This is a genomic window from Tunturibacter empetritectus, from assembly GCF_040358985.1.
GTDB lineage: Bacteria > Acidobacteriota > Terriglobia > Terriglobales > Acidobacteriaceae > Edaphobacter > Edaphobacter empetritectus.
Map to the genome: position 1 here is coordinate 3,049,734 of NZ_CP132932.1, position 21,255 is coordinate 3,070,988.

Annotated in this window: 16 protein-coding genes; 7 read left to right on the forward strand and 9 right to left on the reverse strand. The window is 59.2% G+C overall.

All coding sequences use genetic code 11. The annotated features are described in order from the left end of the window. Positions 1-14: 14 nt before the first annotated feature. On the reverse strand, positions 15-722 hold the full coding sequence (locus RBB75_RS12620) for a response regulator (protein WP_179637029.1): 708 nt from the start codon (positions 720-722) through the stop codon (positions 15-17). 35 nt (positions 723-757) lie between these two features. Next, the gene (locus RBB75_RS12625) at positions 758-1,474 is read right to left on the reverse strand and encodes a response regulator (RefSeq protein WP_179637031.1); all 717 of its coding nucleotides are present in this window, start codon (positions 1,472-1,474) and stop codon (positions 758-760) included. Between the two features lie 85 nt (positions 1,475-1,559). On the opposite strand from RBB75_RS12625, the gene RBB75_RS12630 reads away from it, so the two are divergent. Together RBB75_RS12630 and RBB75_RS12635 are read left to right on the forward strand one after the other, a co-directional pair. Then, on the forward strand, positions 1,560-3,467 hold the full coding sequence (locus RBB75_RS12630) for a DUF2339 domain-containing protein (RefSeq protein ID WP_218884482.1): 1,908 nt from the start codon (positions 1,560-1,562) through the stop codon (positions 3,465-3,467). After that, positions 3,464-4,756 carry a DUF3999 family protein gene (locus RBB75_RS12635; RefSeq protein WP_179637035.1) on the forward strand — a complete coding sequence of 431 codons (1,293 nt, stop codon included), beginning with the start codon at positions 3,464-3,466 and terminating at the stop codon, positions 4,754-4,756. Before RBB75_RS12630 ends, RBB75_RS12635 begins: the two co-directional genes overlap by 4 nt. 126 nt (positions 4,757-4,882) lie before the next feature. Here RBB75_RS12635 and RBB75_RS12640 read toward each other — a convergent pair whose 3' ends face one another. Further along, on the reverse strand, positions 4,883-7,564 hold the full coding sequence (locus tag RBB75_RS12640; protein WP_179637037.1) for a DNA translocase FtsK: 2,682 nt from the start codon (positions 7,562-7,564) through the stop codon (positions 4,883-4,885). Positions 7,565-7,936: 372 nt separating this feature from the next. Here RBB75_RS12640 and RBB75_RS12645 point away from each other — a divergent pair, with 372 nt between their 5' ends. Next, positions 7,937-8,401, forward strand: a complete 465-nt coding sequence (locus RBB75_RS12645; protein WP_179637038.1) for a PA2169 family four-helix-bundle protein — start codon at positions 7,937-7,939, stop codon at positions 8,399-8,401. A gap of 109 nt (positions 8,402-8,510) precedes the next feature. Then, positions 8,511-8,867 (forward strand): DoxX family protein, encoded by a 357-nt coding sequence (locus RBB75_RS12650; protein ID WP_179637040.1) that lies wholly within the window; start codon positions 8,511-8,513, stop codon positions 8,865-8,867. A 13-nt stretch (positions 8,868-8,880) separates the two neighbouring features. Here the strand turns inward: RBB75_RS12650 and RBB75_RS12655 are convergent, their stop codons facing one another. Next, positions 8,881-9,765 (reverse strand): undecaprenyl-diphosphate phosphatase, encoded by an 885-nt coding sequence (locus RBB75_RS12655; RefSeq protein WP_179637042.1) that lies wholly within the window; start codon positions 9,763-9,765, stop codon positions 8,881-8,883. 231 nt (positions 9,766-9,996) lie between these two features. Continuing rightward, positions 9,997-11,019 carry an SH3 domain-containing protein gene (locus RBB75_RS12660; protein ID WP_353068266.1) on the reverse strand — a complete coding sequence of 341 codons (1,023 nt, stop codon included), beginning with the start codon at positions 11,017-11,019 and terminating at the stop codon, positions 9,997-9,999. Between the two features lie 199 nt (positions 11,020-11,218). On the opposite strand from RBB75_RS12660, the gene RBB75_RS12665 reads away from it, so the two are divergent. Beyond that, positions 11,219-12,406: a tetratricopeptide repeat protein gene (locus RBB75_RS12665; RefSeq protein WP_353068267.1), complete on the forward strand. Its 1,188-nt coding sequence runs from the start codon at positions 11,219-11,221 to the stop codon at positions 12,404-12,406. Positions 12,407-12,412: 6 nt separating this feature from the next. After that, positions 12,413-14,206: a chloride channel protein gene (locus RBB75_RS12670; RefSeq protein ID WP_353068268.1), complete on the forward strand. Its 1,794-nt coding sequence runs from the start codon at positions 12,413-12,415 to the stop codon at positions 14,204-14,206. 233 nt (positions 14,207-14,439) lie between these two features. Here the strand turns inward: RBB75_RS12670 and RBB75_RS12675 are convergent, their stop codons facing one another. The 3 genes from RBB75_RS12675 to RBB75_RS12685 all read right to left on the reverse strand — a co-directional run bounded on the left by RBB75_RS12675 (position 14,440) and on the right by RBB75_RS12685 (position 19,693). Then, positions 14,440-15,462 carry a threonine ammonia-lyase gene (locus RBB75_RS12675; protein ID WP_353068269.1) on the reverse strand — a complete coding sequence of 341 codons (1,023 nt, stop codon included), beginning with the start codon at positions 15,460-15,462 and terminating at the stop codon, positions 14,440-14,442. A 90-nt stretch (positions 15,463-15,552) separates the two neighbouring features. Continuing rightward, complete coding sequence (locus RBB75_RS12680; RefSeq protein WP_353068270.1) at positions 15,553-17,796, reverse strand: patatin-like phospholipase family protein; 2,244 nt, start codon at positions 17,794-17,796, stop codon at positions 15,553-15,555. Positions 17,797-18,025: 229 nt separating this feature from the next. Then, positions 18,026-19,693 carry a ribonuclease J gene (locus RBB75_RS12685; protein WP_179637052.1) on the reverse strand — a complete coding sequence of 556 codons (1,668 nt, stop codon included), beginning with the start codon at positions 19,691-19,693 and terminating at the stop codon, positions 18,026-18,028. Between the two features lie 405 nt (positions 19,694-20,098). Between RBB75_RS12685 and RBB75_RS12690 the strand changes: the two genes are divergently transcribed. Continuing rightward, on the forward strand, positions 20,099-20,482 hold the full coding sequence (locus RBB75_RS12690; protein WP_179637054.1) for a hypothetical protein: 384 nt from the start codon (positions 20,099-20,101) through the stop codon (positions 20,480-20,482). Positions 20,483-20,499: 17 nt separating this feature from the next. Here the strand turns inward: RBB75_RS12690 and rpiA are convergent, their stop codons facing one another. Further along, on the reverse strand, positions 20,500-21,198 hold the full coding sequence (gene rpiA / locus RBB75_RS12695; RefSeq protein ID WP_353068271.1) for a ribose 5-phosphate isomerase A: 699 nt from the start codon (positions 21,196-21,198) through the stop codon (positions 20,500-20,502). Positions 21,199-21,255 lie beyond the last annotated feature (57 nt).

Below are 21,255 nucleotides of genomic sequence, written 5' to 3' on the forward strand. Positions count from 1 at the left end.
TCAGATTCCAACAGTTAGTTATCCAGCGCCACCAGCTTATGGGCAATCGCAAACAGCGCCAGCTCCAGTCGCGTCGAAACGCCGGTCTTATCGAAGATATTTGAAAGATGCCGCTTCACCGTCTCCTCACTGATGGTGAACTGCTTCGCTACATCCTTATTGCTGCACCCTTCCACAATGCAGGTCACAACTTCGAGCTCACGCGGTGTCAACCCATAGGTCTTCCGCTCCGGCACCGCCGCAGCCTTCTTCATCAACTCATTCAGCGCCGTCACCAGATTTACGACACGCTCGCCGCCGATCCAGTAGTCCCCGGAGAGCACAGCCCGCAGCGAACGTGAGAGATCGCCAGCAACAGCATCCTTCAGCACAATGCCGCGAGCTCCGATCTGCAGCGCTTCGATAATCTGCTGCGTCGAGATCGTACTCGTCAGCATGATGATCTTCACGCGTGGCGACTTGCTCATAATTGCACGCAGAGCCTCAAGCCCAGGCAGGCGCGGCATCTGCAGGTCGAGCAGTAGAATATCTGGCTCCAGCTCCAGCGTCTGCGTAATCGCCACATCGCCGTCTTCGGCCTCGCCTACCACTTCGAAGCCGGCCTCATTCTCCAGCATGTTCTTCACGCCGAAGCGCACCACAGGATGATCATCGGCAACAACGATACGGATCGGTGTCGCCGCAACAACTGCATCGTTAGATTTCTTTATCGATTCCTTCATCGTGCCTCATCTCCCGACAACTCGTTGATCCGACACTAGTTGCTTTCGCGTGCGACCAGAATACGCCGCAGCCGTTCGCACGCCACCATGAATTCATTCAGTGTAGCTACATCGTCATCACACAAACCCCGCTCCTCCATTGACGTTGCAAGTCTTTGCAGCTCAACAGCACCCACCATCCCGCATCCTCCCTTGATCGCATGGGCCTCCTTTGTATACGCTGCATCGTCGCCCTCGGATGTTGCTCGCCGCATCCTCACGACCCTCGCCTCCGTATCCTTCAGGCAGAGCGCATACAGCTCCTCTAAACGCGAGTGCCGCATCGACTCCTGCAGTTTCGCGTACACGACCTCATCCAACACCGCTCCACTCGCGCCGCTTGCTCTCCCTTCACCCCGAGCCGAACCCCCAGAAATCGCGCGCGCCAGGGCCTCCATCGTAAACGGTTTTAACAGGAACCCATCGAACTCCCGCCCCATCCCATCCTCTAACTCGCTCCCGCTCATCGCCAGCAGCAAAGTCTCCGCCCTGCACAATCCGCGCAGCCGCCGGGCAAGCTCATCCCCCGCAATCCCGGGCATCTGCATATCCGTCAACACCACCTCTGGCAACGGACGTACTCGCTGCACATGCACCAACGCCGCATCGCCTGACTCCGCCGCCTCCACCTCGTATCCTGCCCCCTCTGCCAGCAGCGTAAGCACCTCGCGGCTCAACTCATCGTCATCCACAATCAAAACCCGAACCGGCATGTATTTCACTCATCCTTACCGCAAAGACTATCAACTGACAGTCTTCAGTACCACTCCGACGCACGATAGCGGTAAAGTAGTTGCCATGGCTTCAGGGGATCTGCAGGACGGGCAGAATCAGGACGAGCAGAATCAGGACCGGCCGAAGCCCAACGAGCAAGCCCAGCTGGCCGCGACCCTCGCAGCCTTCTCCGCCCGTATCGAAAGCCTCGAGCAGCAACTGGCAGAGCTGCGCTCCACCCCATCCTTGCGAGCACGCAAACTCTCCTCCCCTCCGCCACCCCCATTTCCAGAGCCCACCCCACCAAACCTATCCCGCAATCTTCCCAAAGCCAGCGGTTCACTCGAAGACCGCATCGGCTCCCAACTCTTCAGCCGTATCGGGATCGTCGCGCTTCTCATTGCCACCACTCTCTTTCTCAAGTGGGCCATCGACAACCATTGGATCGGCCCCACAGGCCGCATCCTCGCAGGCCTGATCGCAGGAGTCGCAGTCGTCGTCTGGTCCGAGCGCTTTCGCCGCCAGGGCTTCAACGCCTTTTCCTACGCCCTCAAGGCCATCGGCAGCGGAACACTTTACCTGTCCCTTTGGGCGGCCTTCCAGCTCTACCATCTGCTACCCGCCGGCGTCGCTCTCTCTGCCATGATCCTGGTCACTGCGTGGAACGCCTACATGGCCTGGTCGCAGAACAGCCAGATCCTCGCCGCCTACGCCCTCGCCGGAGCCTTTGCAACTCCTCTGCTCCTCTCCACCGGCGGCAACCATGAAGTCTTTCTCTTCACCTACATCCTCGCAATCGATGTAGCAACCGTCCTACTCGTCCGCCTCAAGCCCTGGCCGCGCCTCCTCTTCGGAGCCTTCCCCCTCACCGTAGCCTTCTTCATCGGCTGGTACATCGAATGGTTCGATGTCTACAACACCGCGAAACCTCTTGTAGTCACCGAAATCTTTATCGGCCTCTTCTTCCTGACGTTCCTGGCCCCATCCCTTCGCACTCGGCAAAACGAAGAGCACCCATCGACTCCAATTACCGAAATCCTCCTCCCGCTAGCGAACGCAGCCTTCGCGGCACTCGCGTTTTACTCCGTCCTCCAGGACACCGGCAATCACGATCTGCTCCCATGGCTCGCGGTCTTATTTGCCGCACTCTATCTAGGCCTCATGCGCCTGCCCCAACCCCGCGTCACCTCCGCCGTTCATCTCTCTCTCGCAATCGTCTTCCTCACCATCGCCATCCCCCTCAAGGCCAGTGGCCGCTGGATCATCGTCGGCTGGCTCGCTGAGGGCGCAGCCCTGCTATGGATCGCAGCCCGTCTGTCCAGCCCCGCACCTGATAAAACTCCTGAGCCAGCCCCGCTCATCCTTCGCCGCCTCGCCGCCGCTGCTCTCATCCTTGGCATCTGCGGCCTCCTGGTCGAACCCTTCTGGCTCAACGAACGAATCGACACCGCATTCCTCAATCTCCGCTTCGCCACCGCCCTCTTCGGACTCGCCGCTCTAGGCCTCTCCGCGTTCTTCGCGCATGGCCCCATTCGCTACTCCGGTCAGCAGAACAAAGCCTTCCCCAACTGGCTCACCATCGCGGGATCCTCCATCGTCGCGTTCAACTTCATAGCCATCCTCGCCTGCCTCCGCGAGCTTGACTCCGCATGGAGCGTCAATGCGGGCAATCCCGAAGCCGACCTGCAAAAGGCTCTCGCCATCTCCGCCTTCCTCATGCTCTACGGCGCCGGCCTGCTCGCCATCGGGTTCTGGAAGCGTTCCGCCTTCATCCGCTGGCAGGCGCTCTTGCTGTTGGTCTTCACCATCGGCAAGGCCTTCCTTTACGACCTGCGCAACCTTAGCCAGGGCTACCGAGTTCTAAGCTTTCTCGGACTAGGAGCCCTGCTGATGGCCATCAGCTTCGCCTACCAGAAAGACTGGCTGGCCCTCCGCCTCCCCAACCCAACATCCGAACCTCAACTGCCTAAACACGACGGAGGCGATCAGTGAAGTCTGCGATCCTTCTGACCCTTATTCTCTGGCAGGCAGCCGCAACTCCGGAGCCCACCGACCCGCATTACCTACGCTATGAACGAACCATCACTGCGTCAGGTGCAGGTCAAAGCTGCGCCATCATCGACCCATCCCTCTTTCCGCACGCCGGCCCATCGCTCAAAGATCTCCGCCTCTTCCAGGACAACCGCGAGATTCCCTACGCCATCACGCTGAGCGAGCCGCAGCAGCCTGACAGCGATTCTGCCACCATCCGCAACCTCGGCCTCCGCGGTCGCAACATCGTCTTCGATCTCGAGATGCCGAACCGGCCCTACACCGAGCTTACCCTCGATCTGGCTGGACACGACTTCATCGCCACCGCCACCGTCTCCGGCACCCGCGACCCCAACTACGCAAACCAGACCGATCTCGGCGAGTTCACGATCTTCGACCTCACCAGCCAGCATCTCTCGCGCAGCACGACGATCCACCTGCAGGAGACCAGCCTCCCCTATCTCCACATCGAACTAGCCGTCTCCCCGGCCACCGGCACGCACACTTTAGACACCTCTCCCCAGGCCCTGCAAAAGATGGTGCAGGGCATCACGGTCCCTCCCAGCCGTGAAGCTCAGTCCCTCTACACCACAGCAGTCCAGACTGCCACGATCACTCCGCGCGGCCGCAAAACCGTCGCGACCTTCGCCCTGCCGCAACGCATCCCTATCGAGCGTGTCTCCTTCTCCATCTCGCCCACCTTCAAAGCGAACTTCAGCCGCGACATCAGCATTACGGACCACCCCACCGCCCCCAACCCGGCCGACGCACTCAGCGAAACCCTCGCCGGCACCATTCTCCGCGTCCACCTCACCCAGGCTGGCCGCGAGATCCGTCAGGAGCAACTCAGCGTTCCCGCCACGCTCGGCTCCAACATGCAGAGCGCAGCTACAGTCGAAGTCGCAGTCAACAACGGGGACGACGCCCCGCTTCCCATCACCGCCATTCGCCTCGAGATGCGTCAGCGCAAGATCTGCTTCGACGCCCCCACGGCTCAGCCTCTCACCCTCTTCTATGGAGACGCCGCCCTCACCGCGCCGCAGTATGACTACACGCGCCTCTTCTTCTCTTCAGCCGAGTTCCACGCAGCAAACTTAGGCCCAGAGCAGTTCAATCCCGCCTATCGCGACCGCCCCGATGCGCGCCCACTCACAGACCGCCATCCCCATCTGCTCTGGATCGCTCTTCTGATCGTGATCTGCATCCTAGCGATCGTTGCCATCCGCTCGTCGAAGACAGTCCACCACTAGCTGTCGCATATCTTCCGACCAAAGGGAGGATCAACGCCGCTCATCCCACCCGGAAAAGGTATACGCGTCACGAAGTGACCGCCCCACGCGCAGTGGGCCCGTCCGGCAGGACAGAAGGTTTTGAGCTTACCGAATCGCCGCATCCACTTCACTGATCCAATTCGCCGACTTCAGAATCTCACGCGGCTTCGACCCATCCGCAGGCCCCACCAGACCATCGTTGTACATCATGTCGATCAGGTGAGCGGCCCGTCCATAACCGATCCGAAGCCTGCGCTGCAGCAGGGAAGTGCTCGCCTTCCCAAACTCAAACACCAGCCGAACCGCATCGTCATACAGCTCGTCGTTATTGTCCCCATCGACGCCGCCATCGCCATCCTTGCCGGTACCGGTATCTTCCTTCGGTCCTTCCAGGAAGCCATGCACATACTCAGCCTCGCCCTGCGCCTTCCAGAACTCAGTCACAGCCGAGATCTCTTTCTCCGTCACAAACGGCGCATGCACCCGCTGCACCCGGCTGGTCCCCGGCGGCAGATACAGCATATCGCCGCGCCCCAACAAACTCTCCGCGCCATTCGAATCGATGATCGTCCGCGAGTCCACCTTCGTCGCCAACCGGAAGCTCATACGAGTCGGCACATTCGCCTTGATCAATCCCGTAATCACATCCACCGAAGGCCGTTGCGTCGCCAGCACAAGATGAATGCCCACCGCGCGCGCCATCTGCGCCAGCCGCGTAATCGACTCCTCGACATTCGCCCGATCCAGCATCATCAAGTCAGCCAACTCATCAATGATGATGATGATGTAAGGCAGCGGCTCCTGGTTCACATCCTCAAACAAGTACTCGCTGCCATGGTCGAACAGCTTGTTGAACTGATCGATATTCCTCACATGATTCGCAGCCAGCAGCTTCAGCCTTCGTTCCATCTCACGCACAGCATTCCGCAGTGCATTCGCCGCCAGCTTCGCCTCCGTGATGATCGGCGTAAACAGATGCGGGATTCCCTCATACATCCCAAGCTCCACCCGCTTCGGGTCCACAAGTATCATGCGAACCTGCTCCGGAGTCGACTTGAACAGCACACTCATGATCATCGCGTTGATCGCAACCGATTTACCCGAGCCAGTCGAACCCGCAATCAGAACGTGCGGCATACTCGCCAGATCCGCAGTGACGATGCGCCCGTTGATGTCCTTGCCAAGTGCAATCGCCAGCCTGCTCTTACTCTGCGCAAAGCTCTCACACTCGACCACATCCCTCAGCCAGATCGTCTCCCGCTCATGGTTCGGCACCTGAATCCCAACCGTGCTCTTGCCCGGCATCCGCTCAATCAAGATCGACTCAGCCGCCATCGCCAGGCAAAGATCATCTGCCAGCCCCGTGATCCGGGCGACCTTCACGCCAGCCTCCGGCTTGAACTCGAACGTCGTCACCACAGGCCCGGGATTGATCTGGGTCACCTGCCCATCGACGCCAAACTCAGCTGACTTCTCCACCAGTACGCGCGCCTCTTCACGCAGCGCATCCTCGCGAACCACAGCATGCTCTTCACTCCGATAAAGCAGCGACGAAGGCGGAAGCTTATACCCCCGCACACTCTTCGGCACAATCGTCACAGGTTTGATATCCGCATCCGCACGTTTACCGAACGAGATGCCATCCGGCAGCGTATGCGACTGCTGCGATGCCGGAGCGCCCGGAGCAGCATACGAAGCTCGCGGCTCTTCCATCACCTTCTTCGGCGCACGTGTTGGAGCCGCAGCCTTCATCGAAGCCGGCTCACGCCACTCCTCAGCACCGCCAAACTCTCTAAAATTCGACTCATCATCCAGCCCATGCACCGGGGCCGCAGCCTTCGCCAGCACCTCAGCAAACGGCGCAACCGCCGCAGCCGCTGTGCCAAACGCCGTCACCGGAGGAGCATCCACCAGAGTCCGCGGCATCGCCTCGAAGATCGAAGAATGATGGCCACCCGCAACAACCTCCTCAGGCACAATCGAGATAGGCTGCACCTTCTTCTTCTTACTTAACCAGCCGAACAAACCACCCAGCAGTGTCGTTGGTTCCGGCTCAGGCTCTAGCCTTCTACGCTCTGCCGCCTCCGCAAGCTCACGAGCACGCCGCGCCCTCGCATCAGCCTGCTCCCGCTTGCTTCCATAGCCTTCCTCAAGATCAACCTCGGCGCCAGCACGACGACTTCGCCGCTGCGACCACCACTCCCACAGCCGCTGCAAGAATCCAAACCGGATCGTCGCCCACTCACGCGCCGTATTAAAGGTAAACGTCGTCGCCAGATACAGCGACACCGCCACCATCAGCGACAGCACAATGGCCGCGCCCGGCAAATTCAAATAGTGCACCAGCAGATCCGTCAGCAGTCGCCCCGTCGTCCCCTCGATAGGCAGCGAACCACGCCACATCATCTCCCCCGGCAACAAAGCAATCGCCGCCGGCCCAAACACCACCCACATCCCCAGCCCAATCATCTTTGCCAGCGGAGACCCAGCCGGCCGCGAACGCATCCAGCAGATTCCAAGCCGTCCCAACACCAGCGGCAAAAAGAACGCAGCCACCCCAATCAGCTGCAGCATCGCATCCGCGAGATAAGCCCCAACCATCCCCGTCCAATTATGCGCCGGCCGCCCCTTCACGTACTGTCCCACCGTATCGAACGACGGATCGGTCGGCGTGTAACTCGCCAGCGCCAGCATCAGCAGGCCCGCGCTCACCAGTACGACCATCCCAAGAATCTCATTCAGGCGGCGGTTGCGCGTCGGGGTCGAAACAAGTCTCAGAGTTTTCATTGGGGAGCCTTCATGTGAGGGGGACGCGCGGGCCCATTCGTCACGGTGCGCACAACCTCACGCCGTCCGATCCAAACCGAGCCCGCAAATCACCAGAGCACCTTCGATTATCCCAGACCCTTCCCTCCCCCCTGCACAAATGTCGAAAAACCTCACTTCGGGGTACCCACATACAAACCCACGGGCACTCTCCGCATCTACTCTTTCATATTCACCGCCGAGCCAAATTTCACTCGGCGGTCCTTAGAACCGGTTGGCAGGGGAGCGGGATTTTCGCGATTTCTCCTGCTTGCCGTCGGCAGAGGAGAATCGCGCACAGCCGACGGACCCTGCTCCAACCGGACCCACACTTTACCCAGGATTGAGGTCATCATGCCAACAGATACAGGTAAGCAGAACGAAATGCAGCGCGCTCTAAATTCCCTCATCAGCACCCTTCTCGACAGCCAGAAAGGCTTTGCCGACATCGGCGAACATCTGAAAGACGACACCCTGAAGCGCTACTTCCTCGCCGAATCTCTCAAGCGCGCCAGCTTCCGCGGCGACCTAGAAGAGATCCTCCACCAGAATGGCGTACACGACATCAAAGAGTCCGGCACGACCGCCGGCGCTATCCACCGCGTATGGGGAGACCTGAAAGCGAAGCTAGGCGGCGGAGACCACACTCTTCTCGAGACTGCCGAACAAGGTGAAGACGAGGCCAAGAAGGCCTACGCAGACGCCCTCAACCAGGATCTTCCGCTTCCCGTTCGCCAGCTCGTCGCAGAGCAACAGGCCCACGTCATCACCTCCCACGACTACGTGAAGAGCCACCGCGACGCACTCGTATCCAAATAGTCAGAAGTAACCAAGGGCGTACCAATTCGACGACGGGCAGCGAGTTTGACCTCGCTGCCCGATTTTTTTTGTTAGCGTGAAGCATGCGAAAACAAGGAAGTGATTCAGTATGATCGGACGCATTCTTCTCGCCGCAATCTTCCTCATCTCTGGTGTCCTTCACTTTCTCGCTCCAGGCGTCTACCTCCGCATCATGCCGCCTTACCTCCCTGCACACACACTCCTCGTCCACATCAGCGGCGCAGCAGAGCTACTCGGCGCCATCGGCCTGCTAATCCCCACCACGCGCCAAGCTGCGGCCTGGGGTCTGGTCCTTCTGCTGATCGCCGTTCTGCCGGCCAACATCTACATGGCAACGTCACATCTGCGCCTGCCCGGCATCATGGGACAAAGCTGGGCGCAGTGGCTGCGCGTCCCCCTGCAGATCCCACTTATCTACTGGGCCTGGCTCTACACCCACCGATAACTAACTGCGCAATCTAGTACCCCGCGTGATACAGCCCAAACACCACCACCGAGGCCACCAGGCAATAGATCCCAAACAGATACCAGCGTCCCTCCTCCAGCCAGCTGCTCAACCACCTCAAAGCCAACAGTCCTGCCAGAAACGCAAACACCGCACCCAGCAACCCCATCACCACGCTTCCGTGCAGATCAATCGGCACACCCGCCGCCGTCGCCTCATGGGATGCCTTCACCAGCCGCATCACCTCGCGCCCAACCGCCGGAGGTGTCAGCACCACGGCCAGCGCAAAGCTGAACCGCTCAGCCCGCTCCTTGCTCGCACCTGCCAACATTCCCGTCGAGATCGTAGCGCCGGACCGCGAAAATCCGCGGAACGGCAGACACAGTCCCTGAATCGCGCCGATCCAACCCGCCTGCCGCATCGTCACGCTGTCGCCATAGACTTGCTCATGCGCGCCCATGCGCCGCTTCTCCATCAGCCCCGCAAGCAGAATCAACAGACCGGCAGCGAACAACGCAGGAGCAATCAGATCCAGCCGCCCAAACAGCAGCTCAATCTCACCCTTCGAAGCCCCTTTGAACGCTGTCTTCTCGATCAGCTTGATGATCACTTCGCCAATCACAGCCGTCAGCAGTGAAGCCCATACGACCCGGATCAAAAATCGTTTGAACGCATCGCCGCTGGAAAAATAGGTCTTCTTCCACTGATTCCAGAAGTAGACAATCACGGCGAACATTGTGCCTGTATGCAGCATCACCAGCAGCAGCGTCATCTGCGGCGTCGTCGGGTCCAGCCCCAACAGCTTTTCGGCGACTACAACGTGAGCGGAACTTGAGACAGGCAACAGCTCAGCAAGACCCTGCACAATGGCAAGGATGATGACATGAAGAATCGACATGCTTCTATCCTAAAGCGTCCGTATGTGTAATCGGTAAACAAGATATGTCCTGCCGGACGGGCGCCCTACGCGGGCGCCGGTCACTTCGTGACGTGTATACCGCTTCGCATGGCGCTCCCGATGGTCGCGAATTATGATTATCCCGACCAACGGGAGGACCACGCGAAGCTCTAAAAAGGCGTGCGAACGCCCGCCCCACGCGTAGTGGGCCCGTCCGGCAGGACATTGCCCCTAATCCCGATCACTCCCATAGATCGCAATCCCCTGCGAAACTCGAAACGCAATACTAGCCCCCCGCGCCGCAAACTCCGACTTCGGATACCGTGCCTTCAAATCCATCGCCAGCGCCTGCGTCCTCTTCGCCGCCTCCTCCGACCGCTTCTTATCCTCCTGCACCAGGTACATCGTCACCACCACGCCCTGCCGATACACCGCGTTGTAAAGCGCCTCCGCGGCCTTAGGCCCATCCCCATACTGCTGCGCATATTTCACATACAGCCCAGTCTCCATCTCCGGACACTTCGGCAACCCTTGCCAGTCCCCGCACATCTTGTTGTCCAGCAGATCGAACGCAGCCCGCGCCGCAAACTCACTCCCCGGATACGTCTTCATCACTTTCTTTAGCTCGCCCTCGTAGATCTGAGGCCGCAAATAAGCCTCCTGCTCTTTAGCACTCGGCAGCGTACTGATATCGACCTTATCCAGTTGCCAGCGAATATCCGCCGCCCTCCACGCCGCCTCAGCCGCCAGCGGCGAATCCGGAAAATACTCTGCCACGCGCTTATAAAGCAGATGAGCCTCTCCCGCCGCACCCTTAGGCGCATGCGGCCGCTCCGCCTCATCCTCAAAGTTCGCCGCCGACCCAAACAGAATCACATCCCCACCAGCCGTCGCCGGCCCCAGAATTCCCTTATCCCGAATCCACCCCGAAGCCGGAGTCACATTAGCGTCCTCGCCAAACTCAGGCTTATTGCGATCGTCCTCATTCGCATCATCGTTGATATCGGTATTCGCAAACACCTTCACCCAGGGCCCACTCCGCTCAACAATTTGCACCTCATGTCCCGGCGTAACCAGCGAGATCTTCTGCGCATCCGCATCCGACGCCACATACACATTCGCATCATGCAGCACCGTCGCAATGGCCGTCCTGTCGTAGTCCTTTCCCTTCTTCTGCCCCATCGCAGCGACGCTCGCTACCAGCAGCACCGCCCCAACACCCATCGCCGCATTCCGCATAGAAAAAATCCGCATAGACCTCATTTAGACGCCGCCACAATCCGCGCGGCAGCAAAGATAGCGTCCAGTCTAAACTTTCGCTCCTCAACGAAACGAACCAATATCATCCACGACTCCCCATATGACTCCTCAGACTTCCGCCACTATCTCTAAGCGCATCAAATCCATAGACTAGAGAAAGACCCTGCGGCAAGATAAAAACGCACAAAATCGCATGATGACCCTGCAAACAGAAGACTATTCGAGCCTCAAGCGGAAGTTGATCCTCCGCGACTCCCTGACCTTTTTCAGTCTGCTGCTCGTCACCATCGTGCTGTTCCTCATGACGTTCTTCCTCTTTCGCTCCTTCACCTCCCACCGCGAAGAGCTTGCCCAGCGCTGGTCCGCCCGAGGCCAGGCCGCCATCAACGCTGGTCACCCCGACCAGGCCATCGTCGCCCTCCGCACCGCCCTCTCCTACGCCCCCGGCCAGCGCTCCTATGAGCTTCTCCTCGCCCAGGCCCTCGGCGACGCCGGCCACACCGAGGAGTCTTTCAACTACTTCCTCGGCCTCTGGGAGACCCAACCCGGCGACGGCTTCATCAACCTAAGCCTCGCCCGCCTCGCCGCAAAGAAGAACGATGTGCAGGCCGCGATCAACTACTACCGCGCCTCCATCTACGGCACATGGGAGGGAGATGGAACTCTTCGCCGCCGCGAGGTTCGCCTCGAGCTCTCGCAGTACCTCATCGCGCATCAAGACCTCAGCATCGCCCGCACCGAACTCCTCATCGCCGGTGGCAACGCACCCGAAGACATTCCCCTCTCTCTCACCCTTGCGCAGCTTCTCGAGCAGGCCCAGGCTCCTCGCGACGCCTTGACCTACTACCGCAAAGTTCTCGCGCACGAGCCAAAAAACCAGCTCGCCCTCCAATCCGCTGCCCGCCTCGAATACGACTCCGGCCACTTCGACGAAGCCCACCGGCTCATGGAGCAGTCCATACACCAGCAGGAAGCCTCCGCAGCCACGCACGAGACAATCACGCCCAGCGACAAAGAGATGCTCGAAGACTCCGCGCGCATCCTCGAGCTCGCTCCCCTCAAAAAACTCCCGAACAACGAACGCGTAACCCGCATCCTCGAAGCTCGCACCCTGGCAAAGAAGCGCTTTGACGCCTGCAGCACACAACTCCCCGTCGCCAGTGGCATGTCTTCTCCGCTTCAGGATCTCGCCGCAAAATGGTTGACCCAAGACGCAACCAGCAACCGCGCCGCTCTCCTCAACGATCCCACCCAGCAGGACGCCACCATGCAGCTCGTCTTCGACACCGAGACCCAGACCAGCAAGATCTGCGGCCCTCCCACAGGCGACGACGCCCTCCTCCTGCAGCTCGCCAAGTTTCCCAAAGCGATGGAGCCCTAAGCCAGAATGAAAGATCAAACAGCAATGGCGGAGACGGAGCCAGTCGCACCGAGTACACCGAGTACTCTGCGCGACGACATGATCGCCCGCATCGCCCCCGGCCGCGAAGAGCGCGTCTTTCTTCTCCTCTCCATCTTCATCGGCGTCGTCTCCGGCCTTCTCGTCGTCTCCTTCCGCATGGCGATCGAGTGGCTCAGCGTCCTCCTCCTCGGCTCCTCGCCAAACCCGCACCAGCCGCGCCTGCTCTACATTCCCGCCGCGGCAGGCCTAGTCATCGCCGTCCTCACCCGCTACGTCTTCCCCAAGGTCCGCGGCAGCGGAATCAACCAGACCAAAGCCGCCCTCTACATCAGCAACGGCTACATCTCCTTCCGCACCGTCATCGGAAAATTTCTTCTCTCCGCACTCGCCATCGGCAGCGGCCACTCCCTCGGCCCCGAAGACCCATCCCTCCAGATCGGCGCCGGAGTAGCCTCCCTCATCAGCCGCCGCTTCGGCATGTCGAAGGAAAAACTCCGCATCTTCGCTCCCATCGGAGCCGCCGCAGGCCTCGCCGCAGCCTTCAACGCACCCATCTCCGCCATCCTCTTCGTCATTGAAGAGGTCATCGGCCAGTGGAGCGCCGCCGTCCTCGGCTCCATCGTCCTCTCCGCAATCGCCAGCGTTGTCGTCGCCCGCTCCTTCTGGGGAGCGCAGCCGATGTTCCGCATCCCGGTCATCGACCTACGCGACTCCCGCGAGCTCCTAGCCTACGCCGCACTCGGAGTCACCGGCGGTTTTGCCTCTCTCGTCTTCGCAAAAGCCCTCAGCTACCTCCGCCCAAAACTCCGTAGCCAACCCCAGTGGTCGCAACTCCTCCAACCCGCCGCCGCGGGCCTTCTCGTAGGAGCCATCGGCTACTTCGGCCTCGTCCAGGTCATGGGCGCTGGCTACCAGGCCATCGACCAGGCCATGCACGCGCAGTTCGCCTGGAAGATGCTCCTCCTCCTCGCCCTCTTCAAGATCATCGCCACCACGCTCTCCTTCTCCAGCGGCACCCCCGGTGGAATGTTCGCGCCCACCCTCTTCATCGGAGCCATGCTCGGCGCCGCCGTAGGCACCTTCGAAAAAATCTACTTCCCCCACCTCACCGGCTCCATCGGCTCCTACGCGCTGGTCGGCATGGGCGTCCTCTTCGCCGCCTTCCTCCGCGCCCCGCTCACATCCGTCTTCATGGTGCTCGAGGTCAGCGGCAACTACTCCATCGTCCTGCCCGTCATCCTCTCCAACACCATCGCCTACCTCATCTCCCGCGTCCTCCAGCCCGTCCCCATCCTCGAGCAGTTCACCCACCAGGACGGCCTCGACCTCCCCTCCATGGAAGAACTCCGCGAAGAGAGCAACCTCCACCTCGAAGACGCCATGCAGCCCGTCACCGTCCCCGTCCTGCAAGGCAGCGAAACCATCCCCGACACTCTCCGATCCCTAACCCAATACGAAGATTTAAAATCCATCCCAGTCTTCCTCATCCACTGCAGCGACGGCCTCTGGTACGCCGCCAGAAGAGAAGAGCTCGAAGCCCTAACTGCAAATCAGCCAGAAGGTCAAAACGCAAGCGTACCTTCGCACCCAGCCGCAACACTAGCCGAGCATCTAGGTCCCGAGCGCACACCGATTCTGTTTCCGGATCAGCCCCTCTCCAGTGCCCTCCCGCACTTCCAGCGCTGGCCTCTGCTCCCCATCACCAACCGAGCCATGCGAGGCTCCCTGGAAGGCGTAGTCTCCCTTCATGACGTCCTGGCCCGCTACCAAAAACACTAAACAGACGAGCTGTTTCGTTTCTCTTAACCAAGATAAAGGACTCGTCATTTCGACCGAAGCGGCCCACGGTTTCATCGTGGGCCGCGTAGTGAAGAAACCCCCGCATTTGTCTCTGCCGCTGCTTGTTCTACCTACCCAGCCACAGATGATTGGGTGCCCCATTCATCGCGTCTTTGTCGTATGCGATGAGTGGGAATGTACAAATCTCCAGCCAGTCTTTGTGTTCCTACCCGCTACCGCGCAGCCAACTCCCCCTCCAACTGCTCTCGCAGCGCCGGCTCCAGATTTCCCCCACTCAAAATCACCGCTACCTTTTTCACCTTAGGCAGCTCCTCCGCATGAAACAGCGCCGCCGCCAGCGTCACCGCCCCACTAGGCTCCGGCACCAGCGTCGTTGCGCGCAACATCACTCGCATCGCCGCCAGTATCTCCTCCTCCGACACCGTAACAATCCCATCCACAAACTTCATAACATGCGCAAAGTTCAACACGCCCATGCTCTGCGTCCGCAGCCCATCCCCAATCGTCCGCGTAGTCTTCGCCGCAGGCCACTCCACCAGCGTCTTCGAGTAAAAGCTCTCCTTCGCATCTGCCGCCAGCTCCGGCTCCGCGCCCCACACCTGCACCCCGGCACTCACCAGCCCAGCCTGCGCTGCCAGCTTCACCGACGTAGCCGTTCCACTCAGCAACCCACCGCCGCTCACCGGCGAGATCACCATCTCCACTCCCGGCAGCTGTTCCACAATCTCCAATCCACAAGTAGCCTGCCCGGCAATAATCTCCGGAGCGTCATAAGGCGGAATCATCGCATACCCAAACTCCGCTACAAGCTCCTCAGCCTTCAGCCTCCGTTCCGACGAAGCCGGCCCCACCTCCACAATCTCAGCGCCCAGCGCCCTCGTAGCCGCCTTCTTCACCTCAGGAGCATTCGAAGGCATCACAATAACCGCCTTCGCCCCCAGCGCCCGCGCCGCATACGCCACACCCTGCGCATGGTTTCCACTCGAATACGTAATCACCCCACGCCGCAGCGCCTCCGGTCGCAACTGCGCCACCATGTTGTAAGCTCCGCGCAGCTTGAAGCTCCCAATCGGCTGCTCACTCTCCGCTTTGACGTAGAGATCGAACTCAGGCTCCGGAAACTTCCCCATCCGCAAACGAGCCCGTTCCACTCGATAAAGCGGCGTCCTCACCGCAACCCCGGCGATCCGCTCCTTCGCCGCCCGAATCTCCTCCAACGTCACAAACTCACTCATCTACTTCATCTCCTAGACCGATCGCCGCAGAGATAATAGTATCCGTCCACCCACACGTCAGCTAAATCAGAATCACCCTAAGCAACGCCACTAAAACACCCGCCCCAACCCAAAGAACCATTTCCGGTGGTCGCTATCCCCGATACTTCCCCCACCATAAAACGGCCCAAAGATAGTCTTCACCACCACCGCACCCGAGATATCGTTCGGCAACGTCGGCGTCCCCGCAGCCGCATTCCAAACCTTCCCAATCTCATAAAATCCAGCCGCATAGATTGAATCCCCGATCACAGGATTCAGCTTCGTCAGCCGGTAAAGATAACCCACCTGCCCCAGAAAATAATCACTTCCCAGCAGCTCTCCACGATCGTAAGCACTCAATCGCAGCGCGCCTCCCAGCGAAAATCCCGCCAGCCCAAGGTTCTTCGCTCCAAAGCTCGTTCCTCCCTCCATCGTGCCGAAGATAATCCCCTTCTGCCCCGTCGGAAGAAAGTGCGCCACGCGCGTATCCCACTGCGAATACCCTCCCTGCTCAAACGGGCTCTGCGTCGAATGCGTAAACTTCGTCAGCAGCTCCGAACCCTTCGTCGGCACCTGTACATTGTCCTGTCCCAGGTACTGAAACCGCACATTGCTCACAAAAGGCGTCAGGTGAAAGATCTGTTCAATCGGCTGTCCCACGCGCAGCGTCTCGCCATACCACTGGTAGTCCTCGCCCACTCTCAACTCCGCCTTTGAGCTGAACCGATACCCCAGATCCAACCCAAATCCATTACGCTCCTCCGTGTACTGCGAGAGCTCCTGACTTCCCGAATAGAACGACGTAATCGTATGAGTGTAGTAAGCTCGCGGCGCAGCAAAGTACCGCTTCGCCGCAACCAGCGGCTGATACAACTCCCCAGTAATCCCAGCTACCTGCCCCACCGAGGCATCGACCCTTACCTCAGACGCCGGCCCCGTCAGCCCAAAGAACGTCACCCGTCCGCCCAGTCCCAGTTGAATATCGTTCGAATCATTCGAAGCAAGCGTCAGTCCAACATCCAAAAACGGCGGCCCATAGTCTTTGATCTGCGGTCGCACCAGCAACCCGGTCTTGTCCTTCTCATCGACCAGGTTATAGCCGATGCTCGAGTAAGTTCCCGTGCCCTGTAGATCCGCAATCGTCTCCTCAATCTTCTTCGAATCCACCGGCTTACCGACATACTTCGTAAACTCATTCGCAATCTCTGCACGCTGCGCGCCCTTCACCCCGCGCACACTCACAAACTGTGGATTTGGAATCTGTGTCCTTCGCCGCGCATCTCGCTGCGCTACATACGCCTGCCAGTCCGCATCGTTCAAGGCATACTTCATCAGCTCAGCCGAGTGCTCCTCTGCCACCTTCACACCCTGCGGAATAATCTCCGCGCTCTTTTCAAACTCGCTCGAGCTGAACTTGCTCACATCTGCTTTGAGCAGAATATTGGCGTTCTTCATGCTCAGCAGTTCATTCGCCGAGACCATGATCGCAACATTCCTCCCCGCCACGCCCACCAGCGAGTTCAAGCTCATCTTATCCACCGGCCCCGTATCCAGGTACACCGCAATCACAATATCCGCGCCCATCCCCCGCGCCACATCTACCGGCAGATTATTCACCGCACCGCCATCCGAGTAGATCTGATCCCCATACACCACCGGCGCAAAGACACCCGGAATCGACATCGTCGATCGCATCGCCCGGGCCAGCGATCCGTCCTTGAACACATGCTCCCTTCCCGTCGTTATATCGGTCGCCACGCATCGGAAGGGAATCGGCAGATCGTCGAAGTTCTTCAAATCGTAGTAAGGAAGCATCTCCCTATCCAGCAGCAACCCCACCGCCGACCCCGAGTTCAACCCATTCGGCAGACTCAGCCCATGCTTCAACCCAAACTCCAGCCGATTCGGAAACGCCACCTTGTCTTCCTTCCGGCGATAACTCAACGCAGGAAACGGCACCTGCCCGCTCAACACCGACGACCAATTAATCCCACCGACAAACTCCTCGATATCCTGCGGGCTGTTCCCAGACGCATACAGCCCGCCGATCAGGCCGCCCATGCTCGTCCCGGCAACCTCATCGACCGGAATGTGGTGATCTTCCATCCACTCAATCACGCCGACATGCGCAAACCCCAGCGCCCCGCCACCCTCCAGCACCAACCCAATCCTCTGCCGGGTCGGAGGCGCAATCACCGGCTTCTGGGCGCAAGCCGCCCCCGCTGCCCACACCATCGCGATCGACACCGCCGCAACAGCACGTCGAGAAAAAGCGACTTCCAGCAAAAAAACCGCCGGCCCGAAACTGCGCATACCACTCCCTGAGAGGCTTCGCTCAATCTCCAGCCTACTATCCCCATACCCTCATCTCGACCGCTAACTCAAAGGGGTAACCACCTCCCTAACCCGCATCAACAGCGCAGAATCAAATCCCTAAAAGTAGGTCCCAGGCAGTAGCAGCAGCTCTTCCGACACCCTCAACTCCAGAGCAAAAAAAAAGAGCGCCCCATCAGGAGCGCTCTTTCTTCTTCTCGTTCGTTCGTCAAATCTCCAGAATCACCGGCATGATCAAAGGCCGCCGACTCGTGCTCTTCTGGATATACCGCTTCAGATCGTTGCGAATCTTCTCCTTGATCACGCCGTAGTCGGCCTTCTCTTCCGCGGAAGATCCCTCAAGAGTCCGCTGCACCACCTGTCGCGCTTCAGTGATCAAACCCTCTTCGGTCGCGATCGCCATACCGCGAATCACAATCTCAGGCGGATTCTCGAGCAATCCCGTCTGCTTGTTGATCGCGATAATCGGCAGCACAATCCCATCCTCGCTCAAATGTTTCCGGTCGCGAATGACGATGTCTTCCACCACGTCGGTCGAGGTTCCACCCGAATCGATGCAAACTCGCCCAACCGTAACCTTCCCGGTCTTCGTAGCCGAGCCCTTATCCAGCTCCAGAACGTCGCCGTCCTCCATCAGAATCGTCTTCTCCACCACGCCCATCGACCCTGCCAGCTCCGCATGACGCTTCAGATGGCGATAGTCTCCATGGATCGGAATGAAGAATTTCGGACGAACGAGATTAATCATCAACCTCAGCTCCTCCTGGCTCCCATGTCCGCTCACGTGGATCAGACCCGACTGCCCATCGTCATGAATCACCTTCGCATCGCGCCGCTCCAGGTGATCGATCATCCGGTAGATAGACTTCTCATTCCCCGGAATCACCCGCGAACTCAGCAGCACCGTATCACCCGCATCGATATGCGCGAACTTGTGATTATTTACCGCCGCCCGGCTCAACGCACTCATCGGCTCACCCTGCGTGCCGCTGATCATGATCAGCAATTTATTCGCAGGAAAATCACGAATCTGCCCTGGATTGATCACCAGACCCTGCGGCAGATCGAGATACCCAAGATCCTGCGCAATCTCAGTCGAGTTATCCAGCGACCGCCCTATCACCGCAACCTTGCGCCCATGCTCATGCGCCAGCTCCATCGCCAGCCGAATCCGATGAATCGAAGACGAAAAGCAGCTGAAGAAAAGCTTCTTCTTCGTCTGCGAAAAAATCTCATCCAGCTTCGGCCGCACAGCCCGCTCACTCGGCGTATACCCATTGCGGTCCACGTTGGTCGAGTCCTGCAACAGCGCCAGCACGCCCTGCTTGCCCAGCTCGGCAAACGCATGCAGATCGAACGGCTTGTTATCCGGTGGCGAAAGATCAATCTTGAAGTCGCCCGTATGCAGCACCACGCCCACCGGCGTATGAATCGCCAGTGCCACGCAGTCCACCAGCGAGTGCGTCACCCGGATCGGCATGATCGAAAACGGCCCCAGCGTAATCCGATGCCCGGGAATCATCTCGTTCAAATCCGCGTCATCCAGCAGCCGGTGCTCTTCCAGCTTGCCCTCAACATACGCCAGCGTAAACTCCGTCCCATATACCGGAACGTTCAACTCAGACAGAATCCACGGCAGTCCGCCAATGTGGTCTTCATGCCCATGCGTCAAAAGGATCGCGCGAACCTTCTCGCGGTTTTCAGTCAAATAGCTGATATCAGGGACAACAATGTCCACACCCAGCAACTCTTCTTCAGGAAACATCAGACCGGCGTCGATGACAATAATGTCATCCTGCCAGCGGATCGCCATGCAGTTCATACCGAACTCACCAAGGCCACCCAGCGGAATCATCTTCAATTTATCTTGTGCCATCAACTCTTAAGTTTACCATCGCAAGCCCAACTGCCCTTGGAACGAGGCAAACACAGCGTCCTCGGCACGAGAATGTCGCTGCGTTGTCGCTGCCTCACCATCTGCCGTCATCCACACCCTACTGTCATCCACCCAGGGCTATCGTCATTGCCCCCCACTGCCATCGTCATTGCCTCCCCACTGCTGTCATCCTGAGCGCAGCGAAGGATCCCCCTATTTCGTCGTTGCCTTTACTGTCGTTCGTTCCTCAAGCCAAAAAAGCGTCATCTCGACCGAAGACGGCGCTTTTGCCGCCGCAGCGGAGAGGCCCCCGCCTTTGCCTTTGCCTATTCTCATGGCAAACAGCTCTTTCCACGAAATGCGACACTCTCCGGCGTCGACTAAGCACAATGTAGACTCTGGCGTATGCGTGACTCGACCAAAGTGATTATAGGTCTCGGCTCTATTTGGGGGCTTTATGCCCTCGGAGCAACCGTCATCGGTTCGTTCACGATTGGAGCCAATGACACCGCTCCCGAGATCGTAGGGCTCGTTCTGTATGGATTCACTCTTCTACCCGCGTGCATTTTGGCAATTTGGTATAGAAAGCCGACAGCCATATGGCTTATCGCTTTAGCTTTTATCAGCGTATTTGGATTTATCTACCAAATACTTGAGGAAGCTGGCCCGGCAAAAGAGTACCGATCGCTGCCGCGAGATTTAGGGTTCGCACTTTTCATGGCTGCAATTCCTGGTCTCTTAGGTATCTTGCTGCTACGTAGTGTTCGGCGTGAAAAGCGCGAAATTTAGTTTGACTACCCCGCCGCCTACAAAACCTCGATCCCCTCAGGCCTGCCAATCACAACCTTACTCGTCATCCCCAGAAACAGCCCATGCTCCACCACCCCCACTGTCCCTTTCAACTCCTCCCCCCCCGCAACCGCATCAAACCCAACCTGCGGCAGCTTGCAATGCACAATATAGTGCTGCCCATCGGTCACATAAGGCTTGCCGTCATCCGTCATCCGCAGCTCCGACTCAAACCCCAGATCCCGCAGCCGCTTCACCGTCGTCTCAAAGCCAAACGGCACAACCTCCACCGGCAGCGTAAACACCGACCCCAACGTCTTCACCAGCTTCCGTGGGTCCACCGCAATCAGCAGCCTCCCACTCGCCATCGCCACAATCTTCTCCCGCAGCAGTGCCCCGCCATGCCCCTTGATCAGATAAAGCGTTCCCTCCTGCACCTCATCCGCGCCATCGATCGTCAGATCCAGGTGCGTCAGATGCGCAAAGTCGCTCATCGGAATCTTCAACTCCAGCGCCAGCTTCTGCGAGGCCTCAGACGTCGCGATCGCCTTGATCCGCAACCCCTCCGCCACCCTTCGCCCCACCTCTTCAATCACCAGCGCCGAAGTAGACCCCGACCCCAGGCCCACCGCCATCCCATCTTCAATCTGCGCTGCCGCCCACACCGCAGCCAGGCGCTTGGCTGCATCGGTTGCATTGCTCTCAGGAGAACTCATGCCTTCCTTGATATCACGGGAAGCAAAAATCTGCACGACACCGCCACGCGATCAGGC